General features: G+C 61.6%; 17 protein-coding genes and 1 pseudogene. 14 read left to right on the top strand and 4 right to left on the bottom strand.

Annotation, left to right across the window (positions count from 1 at the left end):
• Nucleotides 1-99 (top strand): annotated as a pseudogene (locus CKO42_RS28575) (IS1 family transposase); the annotation flags it as partial.
• Nucleotides 100-211: 112 nt separating this feature from the next.
• Here CKO42_RS28575 and CKO42_RS16910 read toward each other — a convergent pair.
• Nucleotides 212-433 (bottom strand): DUF2835 family protein, encoded by a 222-nt coding sequence (locus CKO42_RS16910; protein WP_200246581.1) that lies wholly within the window; start codon nucleotides 431-433, stop codon nucleotides 212-214.
• Between the two features lie 208 nt (nucleotides 434-641).
• Between CKO42_RS16910 and CKO42_RS16915 the strand changes: the two genes are divergently transcribed.
• Complete coding sequence (locus tag CKO42_RS16915; RefSeq protein WP_242479465.1) at nucleotides 642-2,372, top strand: methyl-accepting chemotaxis protein; 1,731 nt, start codon at nucleotides 642-644, stop codon at nucleotides 2,370-2,372.
• Nucleotides 2,373-2,421: 49 nt separating this feature from the next.
• Complete coding sequence (locus CKO42_RS16920) at nucleotides 2,422-3,159, top strand: putative metalloprotease CJM1_0395 family protein (RefSeq protein ID WP_200246583.1); 738 nt, start codon at nucleotides 2,422-2,424, stop codon at nucleotides 3,157-3,159.
• 73 nt (nucleotides 3,160-3,232) lie between these two features.
• Here the strand turns inward: CKO42_RS16920 and CKO42_RS16925 are convergent, their stop codons facing one another.
• On the bottom strand, nucleotides 3,233-3,886 hold the full coding sequence (locus CKO42_RS16925) for a cell division protein ZipA C-terminal FtsZ-binding domain-containing protein (protein ID WP_242479473.1): 654 nt from the start codon (nucleotides 3,884-3,886) through the stop codon (nucleotides 3,233-3,235).
• A 257-nt stretch (nucleotides 3,887-4,143) separates the two neighbouring features.
• Between CKO42_RS16925 and CKO42_RS16930 the strand changes: the two genes are divergently transcribed.
• Nucleotides 4,144-5,073 carry a GNAT family N-acetyltransferase gene (locus CKO42_RS16930; protein WP_200246587.1) on the top strand — a complete coding sequence of 310 codons (930 nt, stop codon included), beginning with the start codon at nucleotides 4,144-4,146 and terminating at the stop codon, nucleotides 5,071-5,073.
• A 44-nt stretch (nucleotides 5,074-5,117) separates the two neighbouring features.
• Here the strand turns inward: CKO42_RS16930 and budA are convergent, their stop codons facing one another.
• A complete protein-coding gene (gene budA / locus CKO42_RS16935; protein ID WP_200246589.1) occupies nucleotides 5,118-5,939 on the bottom strand; it encodes an acetolactate decarboxylase in 822 nt (273 codons plus the stop codon).
• Nucleotides 5,940-6,247: 308 nt separating this feature from the next.
• Between budA and queF the strand changes: the two genes are divergently transcribed.
• The 8 genes from queF to CKO42_RS16975 all read left to right on the top strand — a co-directional run bounded on the left by queF (nucleotide 6,248) and on the right by CKO42_RS16975 (nucleotide 12,737).
• Nucleotides 6,248-6,637 carry a preQ(1) synthase gene (gene queF / locus CKO42_RS16940; protein ID WP_200246591.1) on the top strand — a complete coding sequence of 130 codons (390 nt, stop codon included), beginning with the start codon at nucleotides 6,248-6,250 and terminating at the stop codon, nucleotides 6,635-6,637.
• A 5-nt stretch (nucleotides 6,638-6,642) separates the two neighbouring features.
• Entirely contained in the window at nucleotides 6,643-8,070 is a 1,428-nt protein-coding gene (locus CKO42_RS16945; protein WP_200246593.1) for an FGGY-family carbohydrate kinase, read from the top strand.
• 198 nt (nucleotides 8,071-8,268) lie between these two features.
• A complete protein-coding gene (locus CKO42_RS16950) occupies nucleotides 8,269-8,892 on the top strand; it encodes a V-type ATP synthase subunit D (RefSeq protein ID WP_200246595.1) in 624 nt (207 codons plus the stop codon).
• 148 nt (nucleotides 8,893-9,040) lie between these two features.
• Nucleotides 9,041-9,748: an endonuclease III gene (nth, locus tag CKO42_RS16955; protein WP_200246597.1), complete on the top strand. Its 708-nt coding sequence runs from the start codon at nucleotides 9,041-9,043 to the stop codon at nucleotides 9,746-9,748.
• A gap of 276 nt (nucleotides 9,749-10,024) precedes the next feature.
• A complete protein-coding gene (locus tag CKO42_RS16960) occupies nucleotides 10,025-10,474 on the top strand; it encodes a DUF1841 family protein (protein WP_200246599.1) in 450 nt (149 codons plus the stop codon).
• 283 nt (nucleotides 10,475-10,757) lie between these two features.
• Nucleotides 10,758-11,030 carry an HvfA family oxazolone/thioamide-modified RiPP metallophore gene (locus tag CKO42_RS16965; protein ID WP_200246601.1) on the top strand — a complete coding sequence of 91 codons (273 nt, stop codon included), beginning with the start codon at nucleotides 10,758-10,760 and terminating at the stop codon, nucleotides 11,028-11,030.
• 29 nt (nucleotides 11,031-11,059) lie between these two features.
• Complete coding sequence (locus tag CKO42_RS16970) at nucleotides 11,060-11,932, top strand: HvfB family MNIO-type RiPP peptide maturase (RefSeq protein WP_200246603.1); 873 nt, start codon at nucleotides 11,060-11,062, stop codon at nucleotides 11,930-11,932.
• Nucleotides 11,922-12,737, top strand: coding sequence for an HvfC family RiPP maturation protein (locus tag CKO42_RS16975; protein WP_242479466.1), 816 nt, complete (start codon nucleotides 11,922-11,924; stop codon nucleotides 12,735-12,737). The genes CKO42_RS16970 and CKO42_RS16975 overlap by 11 nt, the downstream gene beginning before the upstream one ends.
• Nucleotides 12,738-12,750: 13 nt before the next feature.
• On the opposite strand, the gene CKO42_RS16980 is transcribed toward CKO42_RS16975, so the two are convergent.
• Nucleotides 12,751-13,590 (bottom strand): retropepsin-like aspartic protease family protein, encoded by an 840-nt coding sequence (locus tag CKO42_RS16980; RefSeq protein WP_200246605.1) that lies wholly within the window; start codon nucleotides 13,588-13,590, stop codon nucleotides 12,751-12,753.
• Between the two features lie 554 nt (nucleotides 13,591-14,144).
• Here CKO42_RS16980 and CKO42_RS16985 point away from each other — a divergent pair.
• Together CKO42_RS16985 and argF are read left to right on the top strand one after the other, a co-directional pair.
• Complete coding sequence (locus CKO42_RS16985) at nucleotides 14,145-15,335, top strand: aspartate aminotransferase family protein (protein ID WP_200246687.1); 1,191 nt, start codon at nucleotides 14,145-14,147, stop codon at nucleotides 15,333-15,335.
• Nucleotides 15,332-16,285 carry an ornithine carbamoyltransferase gene (argF, locus tag CKO42_RS16990; RefSeq protein ID WP_200246607.1) on the top strand — a complete coding sequence of 318 codons (954 nt, stop codon included), beginning with the start codon at nucleotides 15,332-15,334 and terminating at the stop codon, nucleotides 16,283-16,285. Before CKO42_RS16985 ends, argF begins: the two co-directional genes overlap by 4 nt.
• Nucleotides 16,286-16,300: the final 15 nt, after the last annotated feature.

The raw sequence follows: 16,300 nt of genomic DNA on the forward strand, positions 1-16,300 counted from the left end.
GCAAGAAAGACAATCTGTTTCTCTAAACTTGAAAAGATGCATGACATTGTCATCGGCCTATTCATCAATCGCTACGAGTTTGGGCTAATAATTCAGTAGGCAGCAGGTACATATCTATAACACTACCGGCTTCTGTACACGCGTGTAGCCATCCTGCGGTTCTTTCATCCAATCCCCCAGCTTGCTACAGACGTGTAGCACGCGCGTCAATTCAGCTTAAGCGCTGTATCGTCTCGAATTGTCCCGTCGGCGAAAAGCGCAATCGGAAGATACCGTGAACGCCATCACGTGTAACGACCTGTCGCAGCGCCGTCGCCGGAAACACGACGCGCCGACCGTCGAGGCTCCAGGTATAGACCTGCTCGGCCCGGCCCTCATAGTGGCTCAGGCATGCCTCGGCGGAAAGCTCGATGACGACATCGACGCTTGGCATGTTCGTTGTACGTTTGTACCTTAGAAAGCTCGCTCAACAACGCAGAAATAATAGACTGCCTGAGCGGCCGGCGCGAAATACATCGGCTGCTTGATCTACATCAGGCAGCCGTATTCAAGCCCGCCCCCATTTGAACGATGATTGTAGGAACGATCTCCGTCTTCAGGAGGTCGCATGCCAGCTGCGTTGTCCGGGAGTAAAGAGCGCTATGAAACTGACGATCAAGAGCCGCTTGGCCTTGCTGATCACCATCCTCCTTGCGTTGCTACTGGTCGTCGGCGGCCTCGGCTTCAACGGCATGCAATCGTCTAACCGCGCCCTTGAAGGCGTGTACGAGCAGAACCTCAAGCGCTCACAGGATCTGGCCCGCATCGACGCGCTGGTCCGAAACATCATGATGCAGCTCTTCCTGGCCTCTCAGCATGCCCCCACCATCGCTGTCAGCGCGCTCCACGACCATCCCGTTTCGATGCACTCTGATCTCATCAATGACAATCAGACCGAGCTCACCGGCATCTGGAACAGCTACCAAGAGGCCGTCAACAGCCCAGAAGGCGAAGGCCTCGCCGAACAGTTCGACACCCTCTACCAAAAGCTTATCTATAACGCCGTAGACCCAGCCGTAGAGCTCTATCTCGTCGGTGAGTACCCGGGGGCAGATTTTGTCGTCTTCATCGAAGGGTTACCTGTCTATGAACAGGTGAGCGCGACCCTCAAGGAGATGGTTGAGCTTGAGCACCAGACAGCCCAGGCCGCGTTTCAGAGTGCCGAGGCCAATGCGCTGTTCATGCGCAATCTCATGATCGGCACTGTGGTCGTCGCGATACTCCTAGGCGCCCTACTCGGCTGGCAGATCGTCTTGCGCATCACGCGGCCGCTCGCGAACGCGCGCCAGGTATTCAACGAGATGTCCCGTGGCAACCTGACCAACCGCATCGAAGCCCGAGGTAACGATGAAGTCGGCCAGATGATGTTAGCGCTCGCGGATACCCAAGATAAGCTGCGCGATCTCATCATCAACATTCAGGGCTCGGTCGAGTCGATCTCAACCGCCGCCACCCAAATCTCGACCGGCAACACCGACCTCTCACAGCGCACCGAGGAGCAGGCCTCTAGCCTGCAGGAAACCGCGAGCAGCATGGAGGAAGTGGCGTCAACGGTGAAGCACAATACGGACAATACGGCGCAAGCAAACCAGCTTGCGAGCCAGGCGAGCACCTCGGCGGGCAGCGGCGGCGAAAAGGCCAAGCAGGCCGTTGGCAAGATGCACGAACTGTCAGAGAGTTCGGAAAAGATCAGCGGCATTATTTCGCTGATTGACGGCATCGCGTTCCAGACCAACATCCTGGCACTGAACGCCTCGGTGGAGGCAGCTCGGGCCGGTGAGCAAGGCCGTGGCTTTGCCGTGGTTGCCCAAGAGGTGCGCAATCTTGCTCAGCGCTCAGCCGATGCCGCCAAGCAGATTCAAGAATTGATCGAGCTCAATGGCGAGGTCGTTGAGCAGGGTCGCGTGCTGGTCGAGGCGGTTGGCGAGTCGATGAATGAGATCGTCACCCATAGCGCGAAGGTCTCGGAACTGATGGACGAGGTCAACCGGGCCTCCAATGAGCAAACGATGGCAATCGACCAGGTCAGCGTCGCGATCAGCCAAATGGACGAGGTGACCCAACAGAACGCCGCCTTGGTCGAGCAGACGGCAACCGCCTCATCGTCACTCGAAGAACAGTCCCGTGAGCTTGCGGATGCGGTATCCTTCTTCGACGTTGGCAAGACGGCGGCGGCATCGCCAAACATAGCCCTTCCCGCGGCGACCAAATCCGTCCCGAAACGAGAACCAGCCAAGCCCGCAGCGCTCGCGCCTCCGCCTAAGGCTCAGCCTGCCCCCAAGAAGCAGCCTGAGCCCGTCACCCACAGCGAAGATGACTGGGAAAGCTTTTGATGTAACCTGACCCACCCTCAGGTTCTCAATCTGCATTGAGGATCAAACCGTGATCACCACGACCGCTGCCAGCCCCCTCACCTCGATTGCCTATGTAGGTAAAGCGGCTAATGGCGGCGCTGCCAGTTCGCCGGCCGCATGGCGCCCAAGCGTCGAGGCCGCCAAAACGGAGGCTGGGCCAGGTCAGCCCGAACGGAGCGCAGGAGAAGGTACGCGCGCCCGGGTCTCTGAAGGCGACGCCAGCAGAAATGCGCAAAACAACGCCCTCGCCGAGGAGCTTACGCCGCAAGAACTGCGCATCCTCGACCAGCTCAAGCAGACCGATCGCGAAGTCCGGCAGCACGAACTCGCCCATCAAGTTGCGGGCGGTGCTTATACCGGGAGCGCCCAGTTCCAGTATGAGATCGGCCCTGATGGCCAACGCTATGCCGTGGCCGGCGAAGTATCGGTCGACTACGGGCCCGTCACCGGTGACCCTCGGGCCACCATCGAGAAGATGAATGTCGTGATCAGCGCCGCGCTCGCGCCCGCAGAGCCTTCACCGACCGATTACAAGGTCGCTGCTCGCGCGCGACAATACCTGCTGATGGCCCAGCTCGAACTCAGCCAACAGCAAACGCAAACGGGCGCCACCAATTTCATCGCTGAGGATGCTGCCGCCAACGATGACGAGACCACCGATGCCCAACTGGGCCGAGATCGACGGGTCGAGGAATACAGCCGCATAGCGGCAACCACTGGCACCAGCGCCGAGACTGCGCAGGCGAGCTTACGCAGCGTCGCCTGAGGAAGACTGATCTCGCCGCATCCATAGACGCCCGGGCCGAGTCCCCAGACGCCTGAGCAGAGCCTTCCGCAGATCAATCGGCATCGGGGTGGAGTCCCGCCAGGGTCTCCTCCGTCACTGGATTGCGCTCGACATCCAAGATGCGCCCACCAATATCTGCAGCCCGCCGCGTGAAGGCGATCATCGTGTCGGGGCTGCGCGACAGGCTGCGCGAATTGATAAACTTGATCAAGATAGAAACGCCCTGCACCGGCGGGTGCTCACCGTCATCGAGGTGCAATGGCGGCAAGGTTCCAGGGGATGAGGCGTTTGCAACGGTCAGCGGATAGCCCTCAGGTCCCGGGGGAATATGGTAGATACCGAGTGCTGCCTCGTAGAAGGCCTTGGTCTCCTTGAGCAGCTGACCAAGCGCTCGGTTCGTCTCAGGCCCCGGTTCATCGAACACGACGAAAAGATAGCGCTGAGTCTTGTCTGCTAGCTTCTTTTTGCCCCGCTCACGGGATTGGGCCGGATCGGATTCGGCCGAAGCCGCCCGCTCAGGCGGCGCATCCGTCTCCGTCGCATCGCTTTCGTCTTTTTGTCTGAGGATTGAAAGGTAGAAGATCGCCAGTGCACCCAACCCTAGAATTAAGGCTGCAGCAGCCAGCAAAATGGCAAGGCTAGAGTTATTCATCGGCTGTTCCTCGACGGCTGAGGTAGTGTCGCAGAAACACGCCCCTTCTTCCATCAAGGTTATACCGCGAAACCGGCATTTAAGCTTGCATGGGTGATTGACCATCCATTCTGGCTAGGGGCGGGCAAGTACTTCATCGTTCGCGGTAGCGACACAGTTGCTATTTTATCGCAAAACAGGCGCTTTACCGTTCAGGATATCGACGTACTTTGCGGTTTACCCTAAAACAGGCGCTTCATCGTTCGGGGTGGCGACACATTATGTCCATTAGGCGGCCCGCGCTCTCCGGCCAAGCACGAGATGGCGCAACATTGATCCGATGTCCTGCGCCCTGGCGGGTCAATGCACTCAGGCTACTCGCCGCGGCGGATGAACCGAGCAGCCTCGCGGAACTGGCAGAGGCCATCGATACGGTCGCGCAGCAGCCAGAGGCAGACTGGAGCAGCCTGCTGATCATCCCTGCAAGCGATGGCCCGGCTGCGGCGGTCTGGGTTCAGCCGCAGCCAGGCAACACCGCTCGGCTCTGGCTGCCTGCCGACCGCTCCCAGTGGGCTGCGATCCTGTTGCGTGGCGCCCAGCAATGGGCTGACAGCCAGGGTCTCACCATCGTCCAAGCGGTGGTCGACAGCGCTGATGAAGACGCAGCAGTATTACTGCGAGAGAACGGCTTCCCGCTCTTAGTCGACCTGCTTTACATGCAGGCCCAGACAAGACGACACAGCAGCCAGGGCGACCCGACACCAAGCACAAGGACACCAAGCACAAGGACACCAAGCACAAGACCAGAGGCCACGATCGAATCCATCGGTCAGCTGCCCTCAGCGCGGCTGCTGTCGCTCATGACGCGCATCGAAGGCGGCTCTCTCGATTGCCCAGGCCTGCATGGCGTCCTCTCCCCCCTGCAGGCTATCGAGGGCTTTCAGCGGCAGGGACAATTCACACCTGAGCATTGGTGTATCCTGCGCTTCAAGGGAGAAGACGCAGGCCTGTTGCTCTTGGCACCGCATCCGCAGACGCCCTGCTGGGAGCTGATCTACATGGGCATCGTCCCTGCATGGCGCGGCCATGGATTAGGCCGACTGCTGGTTGCAGAGGCAATGAGCCGCGCCGGCAAGAACAGCGCTGAACTCGTGCTCTTGTCCGTGGATGTCCGTAACCAGCCGGCGTGCAGAATCTACGAAGAAACGGGTTTCCGTGTCTACGCCAAGCGCAGCCTCTATGCCTGGACTCCTAGCGGCTAGGGAATCTTGCAACAGTCAGCCTATACGTTGCAGCTAGCGACTGATCAGTGTTCGCGACTGGCTCTGTCCTGCTCCACACTGTAGAGCTCCGCGCTGCGGTCGCTGTCGAGATTGGCGTCCAGATAATCAGCGATCGCGGGCAATGCGATTTCCCAGCCGCGGGTGTGATCCAGCTCGACCTCGGCATGTTGCAAGCTGAAGCCGAGAACGTGGCCGCCATGAGCGCGATCAGCCGAAAGAAAATGCAGGTGAAAGCCCGGCACATTGATGCCAGCGCAGAAGCTGGGGCACCAGAAGCCGATGAGGGTGCCATCAATATCTTGCTGGTCGAACAGCACTTGCTCGCGCGCCACTTCCGCGAGCGGGGCATAGGGCCTTTGCTGGCGCGGCACACTGCGATACCGAATCTGGGCAAAGCGCCCCACAGCCTTGATCGCGTAGATCATGTTCCGGCTCGGAAAGCGCTGCTCGAGCTGAGCTTCGAAGGCCTTGAGATCGAGCGGCTCGCTCAACACGAACGCCTGATCTGGCGCAAATTCAGTCACGGCCATGAACGGCGTTCCGGTCTCGGGCGGCATCGTCCTGACTTGCCCATCGCTCGCGGCCTGGTAGACCACGCCATCAAGCGCGATCAACTCGCCATCGAGGGCAGCAAAGGTGCCAAGACCGAAGCCGCCGTGCTTGAGCAGGTCGCCAACGGTAGCAGCGCTGTCGTAGACACCGGCGAGCAGGGCGTCGATGGTCGAGACCTGATAGAGCACCTCATCGCGTCGCTCCTCGGCCAACAGACTGCTGGCGAACAGCGTGGAGATCAAGACAGCGGCGATGCGCAAGCGCAGCAAACGGGAGGCTTTGTTCAGATTCATGACTGTCTCGCAGAGGCACTAAGGAATCGATATCGATACAACGTCGGGCCGAGTGTTGGGTGTGCGGCCTCGACATGAGGTCGCGTGTGTTGTGACTTGGCAAGAAGAGGCTCGCGCAGAGACGCAGCGGCGCAAAGGAAGAAAGGGCAATGTTGTCCGTGGTCGGAGTGCGCACTGCTTGGTTCGACGTCTTGACCGCTGGCGAGAGGCCATAGTCTCGCACAGAAGCGCCTGCACACTGATCACAACCAGAATTCGCCCTATACTCGGCCACCCTAGGCTAACCACAATCGAAGAGACTGATCACAATGGCGACCAGCCCCAGCCAAGCACTGGAGACCTTCCCCAACCCACAGCCCGAGCGCGACTACACGATCCGCATCCGTGTTCCCGAGTTCACCTGCCTGTGCCCAAAAACCGGCCAACCAGATTTTGCCGAGCTCACCCTGGAATACGTGCCAGAGGCGACCTGCGTCGAGCTGAAATCATTGAAGCTCTACGTCTGGTCCTATCGTGACGAGGGTGGTTTCCATGAAGCCGTCACCAACCGCATCCTGACTGACCTGGTGCAGGCCACCGAGCCGCGCTTCATGCGGCTGACCGCCGAGTTCAATGTCCGCGGCGGCATCTACACGACGGTCGTCGCCGAACATCGCGCGCCCCACTGGCAGGCACCGGCGGCCGTCGCACTGCCTTGACAGCGATGGCTGACAGTCCCTGTTGGATCGGGCTTGATCTCGGCACCTCCGGCTGTCGCGCGATGGCCATCGACCGCGCCGGCGAGCCGATCGCCCTCGCCAAGGCAGAGCTTCCTGCAATCCACGCGAACCGGGCAAACCAGGCAAACCAGGCGGACCAGGCAAGCCAGGCGAACGGTCGCGGCAACCAGACGAACAGCCGCGGCCCGGTTAGCGGCGCCATCGAACAGGACCCGGAGCACTGGTGGCGTGCCGTTATTGAGGTGCTGAGCCAGCTGAGCTGCGATCTCGGGCGCTATCGCCCGCAAAGGCTCTGCGTCGACGGCACATCGGCGACCCTGCTGCTCTGCACGCCCCAGGGCGAGCCACTGACCCCAGCGCTGATGTACAACGACGCGCGAGCCGTCGACGAGGCGCAGATCATCGCCGAGTACGCGCCCGAGGATTCGCCCGCTCGAGGACCAAGCGCATCACTCGCCAAGCTGCTGTCTCTGCGACGACAGCTCGGTCCAAACCAGCCCGCGCTCGCGCTGCACCAGGCAGACTGGATCAGCGGACGCCTGCGCGGCCGCTTCGGCGACAGCGATTGGAACAACGCCCTCAAGCTTGGCTTCGACCCACACCGACTGGCCTACCCACCCTGGCTCCTGGCGTTGGACCTAAACCCCGTCGAGCTGCCGCGCTGCCATCCGCCTGGAGCCGATCTTGGTCCGGCGAGCGCGGAGGTCGCGGCGGCCACGGGGCTAGCGCCGACGCTGCGTATCGCTGCCGGAACCACCGACAGTACCGCGGCGACACTGGCGGCCGGAGCTCGAGCACCGGGCGATGCGGTGACCAGTCTCGGCTCGACGCTGGTGCTGAAGCTGGTCTCAAAGCGTGCCGTCGCAGACGCCGCCTGTGGGGTGTATAGCCATCGGATTGGCCACCTCTGGCTCGTTGGCGGCGCCTCAAACAGCGGTGGCGCTGTGCTGAGACAGTCTTTCGACGATGCCCAGCTTCGGCGGCTGAGCGAGCGTATCGACCCAACGCGAGCGACCGGGCTCGATTACTATCCGCTGCCGCATCGCGGCGAGCGCTTTCCGATCGCCGACCCCAGTCTCGCGCCGAGGATCACACCACGACCTGCCGAGGACAGCCTGTTCCTGGCCGGGCTCTTCGAAGGCATCGCCCAGATCGAACGCGCAGGCTATCAGCGACTGCGTGAGCTCGGCGCTCCGGCACCAACGCGCATCCTGAGCTGCGGCGGTGGCGCCCAGAACCCGGTCTGGAGCGCCATCCGCAGTCGCGTCCTCGGCTTGCCGGTGGAATGCACGCGGCAGAAAGAGGCTGCTTACGGTGCAGCGCTGCTCGCGCGCGGCGACTGGGGCGCAGCCTTCGGACAAGACGAGAACGGCGAACTGTCAGGACGCCTGGCTGGCTGGCTGGCTGACTGACTGACTGGCTTGGCCGCCTGGCCGCCAGGACGACTAGCCGCTTGACGGCCTGGACGCCTGGACGCCTGGACGCCTGGACGCCTGGACGCTTGACCAACGCCAGCATCCACTCACCGCATCTTTGGCACAATGGACCGTTACCGGTAATCTCTAGGGCCCGACACCGGTCCTGACCCGTCCCGCGGAGTTGTCAACGCCATGGCCCAGCAAGTACTCAAGGTCCCGCCGACCAAAAACACCCTGCTTTCACTGAAGAAGCAGGCAAAATTCCTTGAGGAGGGACACGACCTGCTCGAGCGCAAGCGGGAACTCCTGACGCGCTTGGTGTACGAGCGCATCGGCGAATATCGGCGCCTGCGAGAGGATGCCGAGCGCGGCCTCTCCGAGGCCTATCGTTGCCTCGGCATCACCCATCTGCGCATGGGCAGCCGCGGGCTGAATCAGGCGGCGCTGGGTGCCGCACCAGGACTGCGGATCGATATCCTACCGCGGCGCTCGCTGGGTGTTGAGTACCCCTCGGTATCCGCCGAGCGCTTACCCATCAAACCGGCTGGGCTGCTCGGGACCGACGCCAGTTTCGACAACACCCGCGAACACCTCGCTGAGGCCGCCGTGCTCTTGGCGCGACTTGGCGAGGTCGAGATTGCGCTTTATCGGTTGATGGAAGAGCAGCGTAAGGCACAAAAACGGGTGAATGCGCTCAAGTACAACATCATCCCGCTATACCAGCGCAGCATCCATTTCATCCAGTCGGCGCTGGAGGAAGAAGAGCGGAACACCCTGTTCCAGGTCAAGGTGCTGCGCGAGCGAGCAATCGTCTAGGCATCGACCTGCAGCCCCTCGCCTTAAGCCCTCGCCTTAAGCTCTCACATCAAGGCCACCTGATCGAGGCGAGTCGAGAGCGGCGAGCCGATAGAAGCTCTCCCGATAGAAGCCATGCCGACAAAGGCCATTCCGACAGAGGCCATCGTTGAACAAGACCAAACGCACGGCGATCTTCGAACGGCTGCGCCAGTCCAATCCCGCCCCAACGACCGAGCTCCGGTACAACTCGGCCTTTGAGCTGCTGATTGCGGTGATCCTCTCGGCCCAGGCGACCGACAAGGGCGTCAACAAGGCGACCGAGCGTCTGTTCGCGGTGGCTAACACGCCGGCCGCGATCCTAGCATTGGGCGAGGATGGCCTTAAGGCACAGATCCGCACCATCGGGCTGTTCAATGCCAAGGCCAAGAACATCATTGCGACCTGCCGCAAGCTGGTCGATGAGCATGGCGGCGAGGTCCCTCGCGAGCGCGCTGCACTCGAAGCGTTACCGGGTGTTGGCCGGAAGACCGCAAACGTGGTCTTGAATACAGCCTTTGGTGAACCGACCATCGCCGTCGATACCCATATCTTCCGGGTCGCGAATCGCACGGGCCTCGCGTCAGGGAAAACCCCATTGGCGGTCGAGCAGCGCCTCCTACGCTTGGTGCCAACGCCATTCCTGCATGACGCCCATCACTGGCTCATCCTCCACGGTCGGTATTGCTGTAAGGCACGCAAGCCGAACTGCCCGAACTGCCCGATCTCCGATCTCTGCGAGTACAGACAGAAGACACCGGCTGACCTGAAGACAACACCTGCTGAGCCGATGTCACAGCCGGTCCCTGAGCTGAGCGATAGAGCGATAGAGCGATAGAGCGATAGAGCGATAGACTCAGAATAGCCGTCGCGCTCTGGATCAGAGTTGATCCTAAAAAGCGCATTTGAACCGCAGATTACGCAGATAAACGCAGAGAGTTCAAGACCCCGTTACTCATCACTGCTTCGCCTGTTGGGTGGCCTCACTAAACCTGCTAGAGCCTTGTTTTTTAATATTTAATCTGCGCACATCTGCGCCCTCTGCGGTTTATTAGGTTGATCGATCGCCTCGGTCGATCCCGACAAGTCTTCCTGAAAGTCCAAGCAAACGCCCATGTTCAGTCAAGATCGCGATCAGCTCCGCCAGGCCTATCTCACCGCCTGGCGCAAAGCGCAGGCCGACGAGCCGCTAAAGCCAGTCGAGCGGCAGATCGTCGAGGTTGCCGGCCAGCACCCCGAATATCACGCCCTGCTCGAGCAGGGCGAGGCGGCCATCGGCCGCGAATGGCTGCCAGAGGGTGGCGAAAGCAACCCATTTTTGCACATGGCCCTGCACATCGCGCTGCAGGAGCAGGTCAGTACCGACCGCCCAGCCGGCATTCAACGCCTCTATCAGGGCATGATCAGGCACTGCCTCGGCGACGTGCACGAGGCCGAGCATCGCATCCTTGAATGCCTGGCCGAAGAGATCTGGAAGATCCAGCGCCATGGGCGCGAGTTTCGACCCAAGTCCTACCTAAAATGCATCAAGCGACGCGGAGCCGGGGGCCGCGCTCGCGATTGAGCTTGCCAAGATTCCGATCCCGATCCCGATCCAGATCGAATTTCAGAGCCTCAGCGATGAAACATTTGACCCGTTTGCTGGGTCTCTAAGGGCGATGGCAGCGAGTCTCTAGACGAGCCGCCGGTTTTACCCGAGCAAAACACTGTGATATGAATAGCCTGCTGTCGTCACAGCCGAGACCCCGTTTCGGTCGTGAGCAGACACCATGCGCGAATACCATGCGCAAATTCCATGCGCAGATACATGAACAATGATAACCCTATCATTTTCGGAGTGGACCCCAATGTCTAAGAACACCATGACCCCAGCTGCTGCGGTGATCGGCGCTGCCCTCGTGGGCAGCCTCTCGATGGCCAATTTGGCCCATTCAGCAGAGAATCCTTTCGCTGCCGAGCAGCTCGACGGCGGCTACCTGATGCTCGCTGAAGGCAGCTGCGGCGAAGGCAAGTGCGGTGGCAAGAGTGACGGCGAAGGCAAGTGTGGTGAAGGTAAGTGCGGCAACAAGGACGATGGCGAGGGTAAATGCGGCGAGGGCAAGTGCGGCGGCACCAGCTGATCCCACTCACGCGATCTGAGGGTCTCGCCATGAGCGCACAGACTTTCCCTGTTCATGGCGCGGGCCTCGGCCTGCGGCGCGCCTTTGCGGCAGTCGCAGCCGAGCAGCCCCCAGCCGAAGTCGATTTCTGGGAGATCGCGCCGGAGAATTGGATCGGTGTCGGCGGCCGCTGGGGCAAGGTCCTGCGCAGCCTGACTGAGCGCTATCCGTTCGTTTGCCACGGACTCTCCCTCTCGATCGGCTCGCCAGCCCCGCTGGATCTGGACCTGGTTCGCCGCATCAAGGGGTTTCTCGATCAGCATCAAATTCGTGCCTACACCGAGCATCTGAGTTTTTGCTCGGACGAAGGCCATCTCTACGATTTGATGCCGATCCCGTTTACCAGCGAGGCCGTTGCCCATGTGGTCGAGCGCATCCGCCAGGTACAGGACAGCTTAGAGCGGCGAATCGCACTCGAGAATGTGTCCTACTACGCCGCGCCTGGCCAGGAGATGAGCGAGCTGGAGTTCATCAACGCGGTCCTGCACGAGGCTGACTGCGACCTGCTGTTAGACGTCAACAACATCCAGGTCAACAGCATCAACCACGGCTATGATGCGAGCCATTTTCTCAACGGCCTGCCCGGAGATCGCGTCGTCTACGCACACATCGCCGGGCACTATGAAGAGGCACCGGACCTCCGCGTTGACACCCATGGGGCCGATGTGATCGAGCCCGTCTGGGGATTGCTGGACCAAGCCTATCGACGTTTCGGGGTGTTTCCAACATTACTGGAGCGCGACTTCAACATCCCGCCGCTCGATCAACTCACGAACGAGGTGCGGCGAATCCGCAGCGTCCAAGCCGCTCATGGGCTTGCCGCCGCCCAGCCGAGGCAGGAGCCGCTCGCCTATGCCTCATGACCTCGACATTCCGTCAGGGATGAGTCCGAAGGCCGGGGCCAACCACTTCACAGCGGTACAACACGCCTTCACTGCCCACATCCGTGACCCGGACGCGCAATCGGCACCCGCCGATGTCGAACCGAGGCGGATGGCCATCTATCGTGAGCTGTTCTTCAACAACCTCTCGTCACTGTTGAGCCAGGGCTTTCCGGTGTTGCATCGATGCCTGGGTCAGGCACGCTGGGATGCGCTGATCCGTCAGTTCCTGATCAAGCACCGAGCAACGACGCCGCTCTTCCCGCAGCTGGGCCAAGAGCTCATCGCCTTCCTCAGCCAAGAGCGGGAGACACAGCCCGATGACCCGCCCTTCATGCTCGAGCTTGCGCACTACGAATGGGTCGAGGCCGCGCTGCTGTTCAGCGATGACGAAGCGGCCACCGATCTCGCCGACCCGAATGGAGATCTGCTCACCGGCATCCCCGTCGTCTCGCCGCTCGCTTGGAATCTCAGCTATCGTTTCCCGGTGCACCAGATCGGACCTGACTTCCAGCCACAAGAGCCCGACCCTGAACCGACCCACCTCGTGGTCTATCGCAACCGAAGCGACGAGGTCGAGTTCCTGAAGATCAACCTGGTCACGCAGCGCTTGCTGCAACTGCTCAAAGAACAACAGTCGCAGCGATCAGGACTCGCCTGCCTGGAGACGATCGCCACCGAGCTGCGGCATCCAGAGCCAGCGCGCGTCGTCCAGTTTGGCACTGGACTGCTCGCAGACCTCAGACGGCGACAGATCCTCCTCGGCACGCGACGCTTGGCGGGATAGAGATGCGGGACCGCTATTGGTCGGGCGCTTGGGCCTCACCACTCGTTGCGGTTCCGCTACCGCGATTCGGTGTCAACGTAAGTCGGCTGTTGTCGTCATCAATGGTCATTTGATAGCGCCCTAGCACACTCATCCCGAGTAGGCCAGAGGTCCCGAGCTTATCCGCCTCAATGAACGCAACGGCGACCCCCGGCAGACGCTCACCATCCAGCCAAACCGCTTCCAAGGTCCCCATCAGTGCCTGGGTTCGGCCGTTAGCGGTCTGCACCTCGCGCTCGGCAAGCGCCGCTTGATCAATCCCGAGTGGCGCAATCATCGATGCCGGCAGCACCACAGCATCCGCGCCGGTATCGATCAACAGCGTGCGATCGACGCGCCGACCAGCTGCCCCCTCGAGCGTGACGCGAACCGAATGCTGTGCGCCTTGGCGGATGGTCTCTAGCTCGATCTGCCCGGCCGTTGCCTCTGAGCCGGGCTCTGGATCGATCTGCAGCTTTGGCGGCGGCGCTGTATTGGTGCGGCCCATGATGATGACCCGCGCCACCTCCCCGCTCGCACCGTGCACCAGGATGTGATCGAAGCGCTCGAGAAGCACGCGCAACCGGCGGTAGAGGTCGACATCTTCCGAACGCCCACGCTCATCCTCGAGCACCTCGATGCCGCTCACTGCAAACCCGTGCGCGGTCGACAGCCGACTCAACTCCGGACCAATCTCGACCTGAGCAGCAGCGACCTGCCCGCCTGCTGCAACCAGCAGCAGCGAGGCGAGCACATAGCCCAACCGGTTCCGGTTCCGGTTCCAGTTCCAGTTCCGGTTCCGGCTCGGATTCCAATTTAGATACTTAGCGCGCATGAGACCAACCGCGTTGCTCCGCGAAGACAACCGACGCTGAAGAAGATGGCCAGCTTAGCAGGCCATGAGGCCAGTCCCCAAACCTCGAATACGCAAACCTCGGGTGCGCGGAAGCATGCTACCAACGTGCCTCCTGCACACTCGGCTGCTCGGCACACTCGGCATGCTCGGCACACTCGGCCTGCTAAGTGGCTGTCCATTTTCTACTTCCCGATAATCGCCTAACCCTGACCCTCAAATCGGTAAGAAGTTGATGGACAGCTTCTAAGCAGGCTGAGTCGGCTCAGCCCCGCCAGACCTTCATCAGACCGTCACCGACCGCACGCAGCCGAGATCCGGCTCGAGTCAATCGCGTGTCGACAGGATTAGCCTGCTCCAGGCTTATCCTGCTATCCTTCTCGGTTTACTCGATCATTTAAGCGGCCGTCATCGCTACTCACTGGATGGCGCACCGCTTCGATCGGAGACTTGGAGAGACCATCGTGAATGGGCCTGAAGACGCCGGCGCACCCTCGGGCGCCGAGCCTCAAGCGAGCAACAGCGGTGCACCGCTGATGGCGACCTACAAGCGCCTGCCGGTTGCCTTCGACCATGGTGAAGGCGCTTGGCTCTGGGATGTCGACGGACGGCGTTATCTCGACGCGCTCTCCGGCATCGCCGTCTGCGGCCTTGGGCATGCCCATGCGGCCGTGCGTGCGGCGCTGTGCGATCAAGCCGGCACCCTCATCCACACATCCAACCTCTACCAGGTTCCACAGCAAGCCGAACTCGGCGCGCGCCTGTGCGGGGCGGCCGGGATGGACCGCGTGTTTTTCGGTAACTCCGGCGCTGAGGCGAACGAGGCCGCGATCAAGCTGGCGCGCCTGCACGCCCATCAGCGCGGCATCACGAACCCGGCGATCTTGGTGATGGAGAACGCTTTCCACGGCCGCACCCTGGCAACGCTCACCGCCACCGGCAACCGCAAGGCACAGGCCGGGTTCGAGCCCTTGGTGCAAGGCTTCGTGCGCGTGCCCTACAACGACATCGACGCGATCGAGACCGCCGCCGCAAACCGGCCCAATATCGTCGCGGTCCTAGTCGAGCCGATCCAAGGTGAGGGCGGCATCATCGTTCCAGACGAGGATTATCTGCCTCGCCTCCGCGCGCTCTGCGACCACCATCAGTGGCTCTTGATGGTCGACGAGATCCAGACCGGCATGGGCCGGACCGGACGCCTGTTCGCGCATCAGTGGAGCGGCATTAAAGCCGACGTGATGACCCTCGCGAAAGGGCTCGCAAACGGCGTCCCCATCGGCGCCTGCCTCGCCAGCGGCGCGGCGGCCGAGGTTCTAGGCCCAGGCAGCCACGGCTCAACCTTCGGCGGCAACCCACTCGCCTGCCGCGCGGCAGCCAGCGTCCTCGACACCCTCGAGCACGAGGGCCTACCGTCGCGCGCAGCCGTGCTCGGTGACCGGCTGATCGATGGCTTCCGCACCCGACTCAATGGCGTTACCGGCGTGCAAGACATCCGCGGCTGCGGGCTGATGATCGGGATTGAGCTGGACCGGTCCTGCCCCGAGTTGGTCACTGAGGCCCTGAATCGAGGCCTGCTCATCAACGTGACGGCGGGCTCGGTGGTGCGCTTGCTCCCACCGCTGATCATCGATGACGACCAGGCGACGGAGATCGTCGAGACGGTCACCGAGCTCATCCTGATGTTTTTAAGCACCAACGCAGACCCTGACGCCGGAAGCCCCTCGTGACGCTCGATAACAGCCAGACTCCGCCTAAGCACTTCCTGAGCCTGCTCGACCTCAACGAGCAGGAAGCGACGCGACTCATCACGCGCGCGACAGCACTGAAGCAACAACGACAACGCGGCGAGCACTACCGACCGCTGATCGGCTATACACTCGCGATGGTGTTCGAAAAATCATCGACCCGAACCCGCGTCTCCTTCGAGACTGGCATGTCGCAACTGGGCGGCACCGCGCTGTTTCTCTCTCCAAGAGATACGCAGCTCGGCCGTGGCGAGCCGATTGAGGATAGCGCTCGGGTCCTCTCGCGAATGGTCGACATCGTGATGATCCGCACCTTCGAGCACGAGACCCTAACCCGGTTCGCCGACCATTCCCGGGTACCGGTGATCAACGGGCTGACCGACCGCTTTCATCCCTGCCAGTTGCTGGCCGACATGCAGACCTATGTCGAACATCGCGGTCCGATTCGGGGGCGGCGTGTGGCCTTTGTCGGGGATGGCAATAATATGTGTCATTCTTACATCAATGCCGCCCGTCTCTTCGGCTTTGAGCTCCGCATCGCCTGCCCGACCGGTTTTGAGCCCGAGCCCGAGATCCTGGCCGCGGGCGCAGACCATTGCACCCTCCTGCATGATCCAACAGAGGCTGTCGAACACGCCGATCTTGTCGTGACCGACGTCTGGGCCAGCATGGGCCAGGAAAGTGAGGAAGCTCAGCGCAAGGCGGTCTTCGCCGATTTCAGCGTCACCTCAGCGATCATGGCACGGGCGCGACCAAACGCCCTCTTCATGCATTGTCTGCCGGCACATCGAGGCGAAGAGGTCAGCGCGGATGTCATCGACGGCCCTCAATCTGTGGTCTGGGACGAGGCGGAGAATCGATTGCATGCGCAGAAGGCCCTCCTCGAGTGGTTACTGCTTGATCGGCAATCCGGCTCCACGCCAGCGCCCTGAGACAAGCCCTGGAAT

This window comes from Lamprobacter modestohalophilus, assembly GCF_016583905.1.
GTDB lineage: Bacteria > Pseudomonadota > Gammaproteobacteria > Chromatiales > Chromatiaceae > Lamprobacter > Lamprobacter modestohalophilus.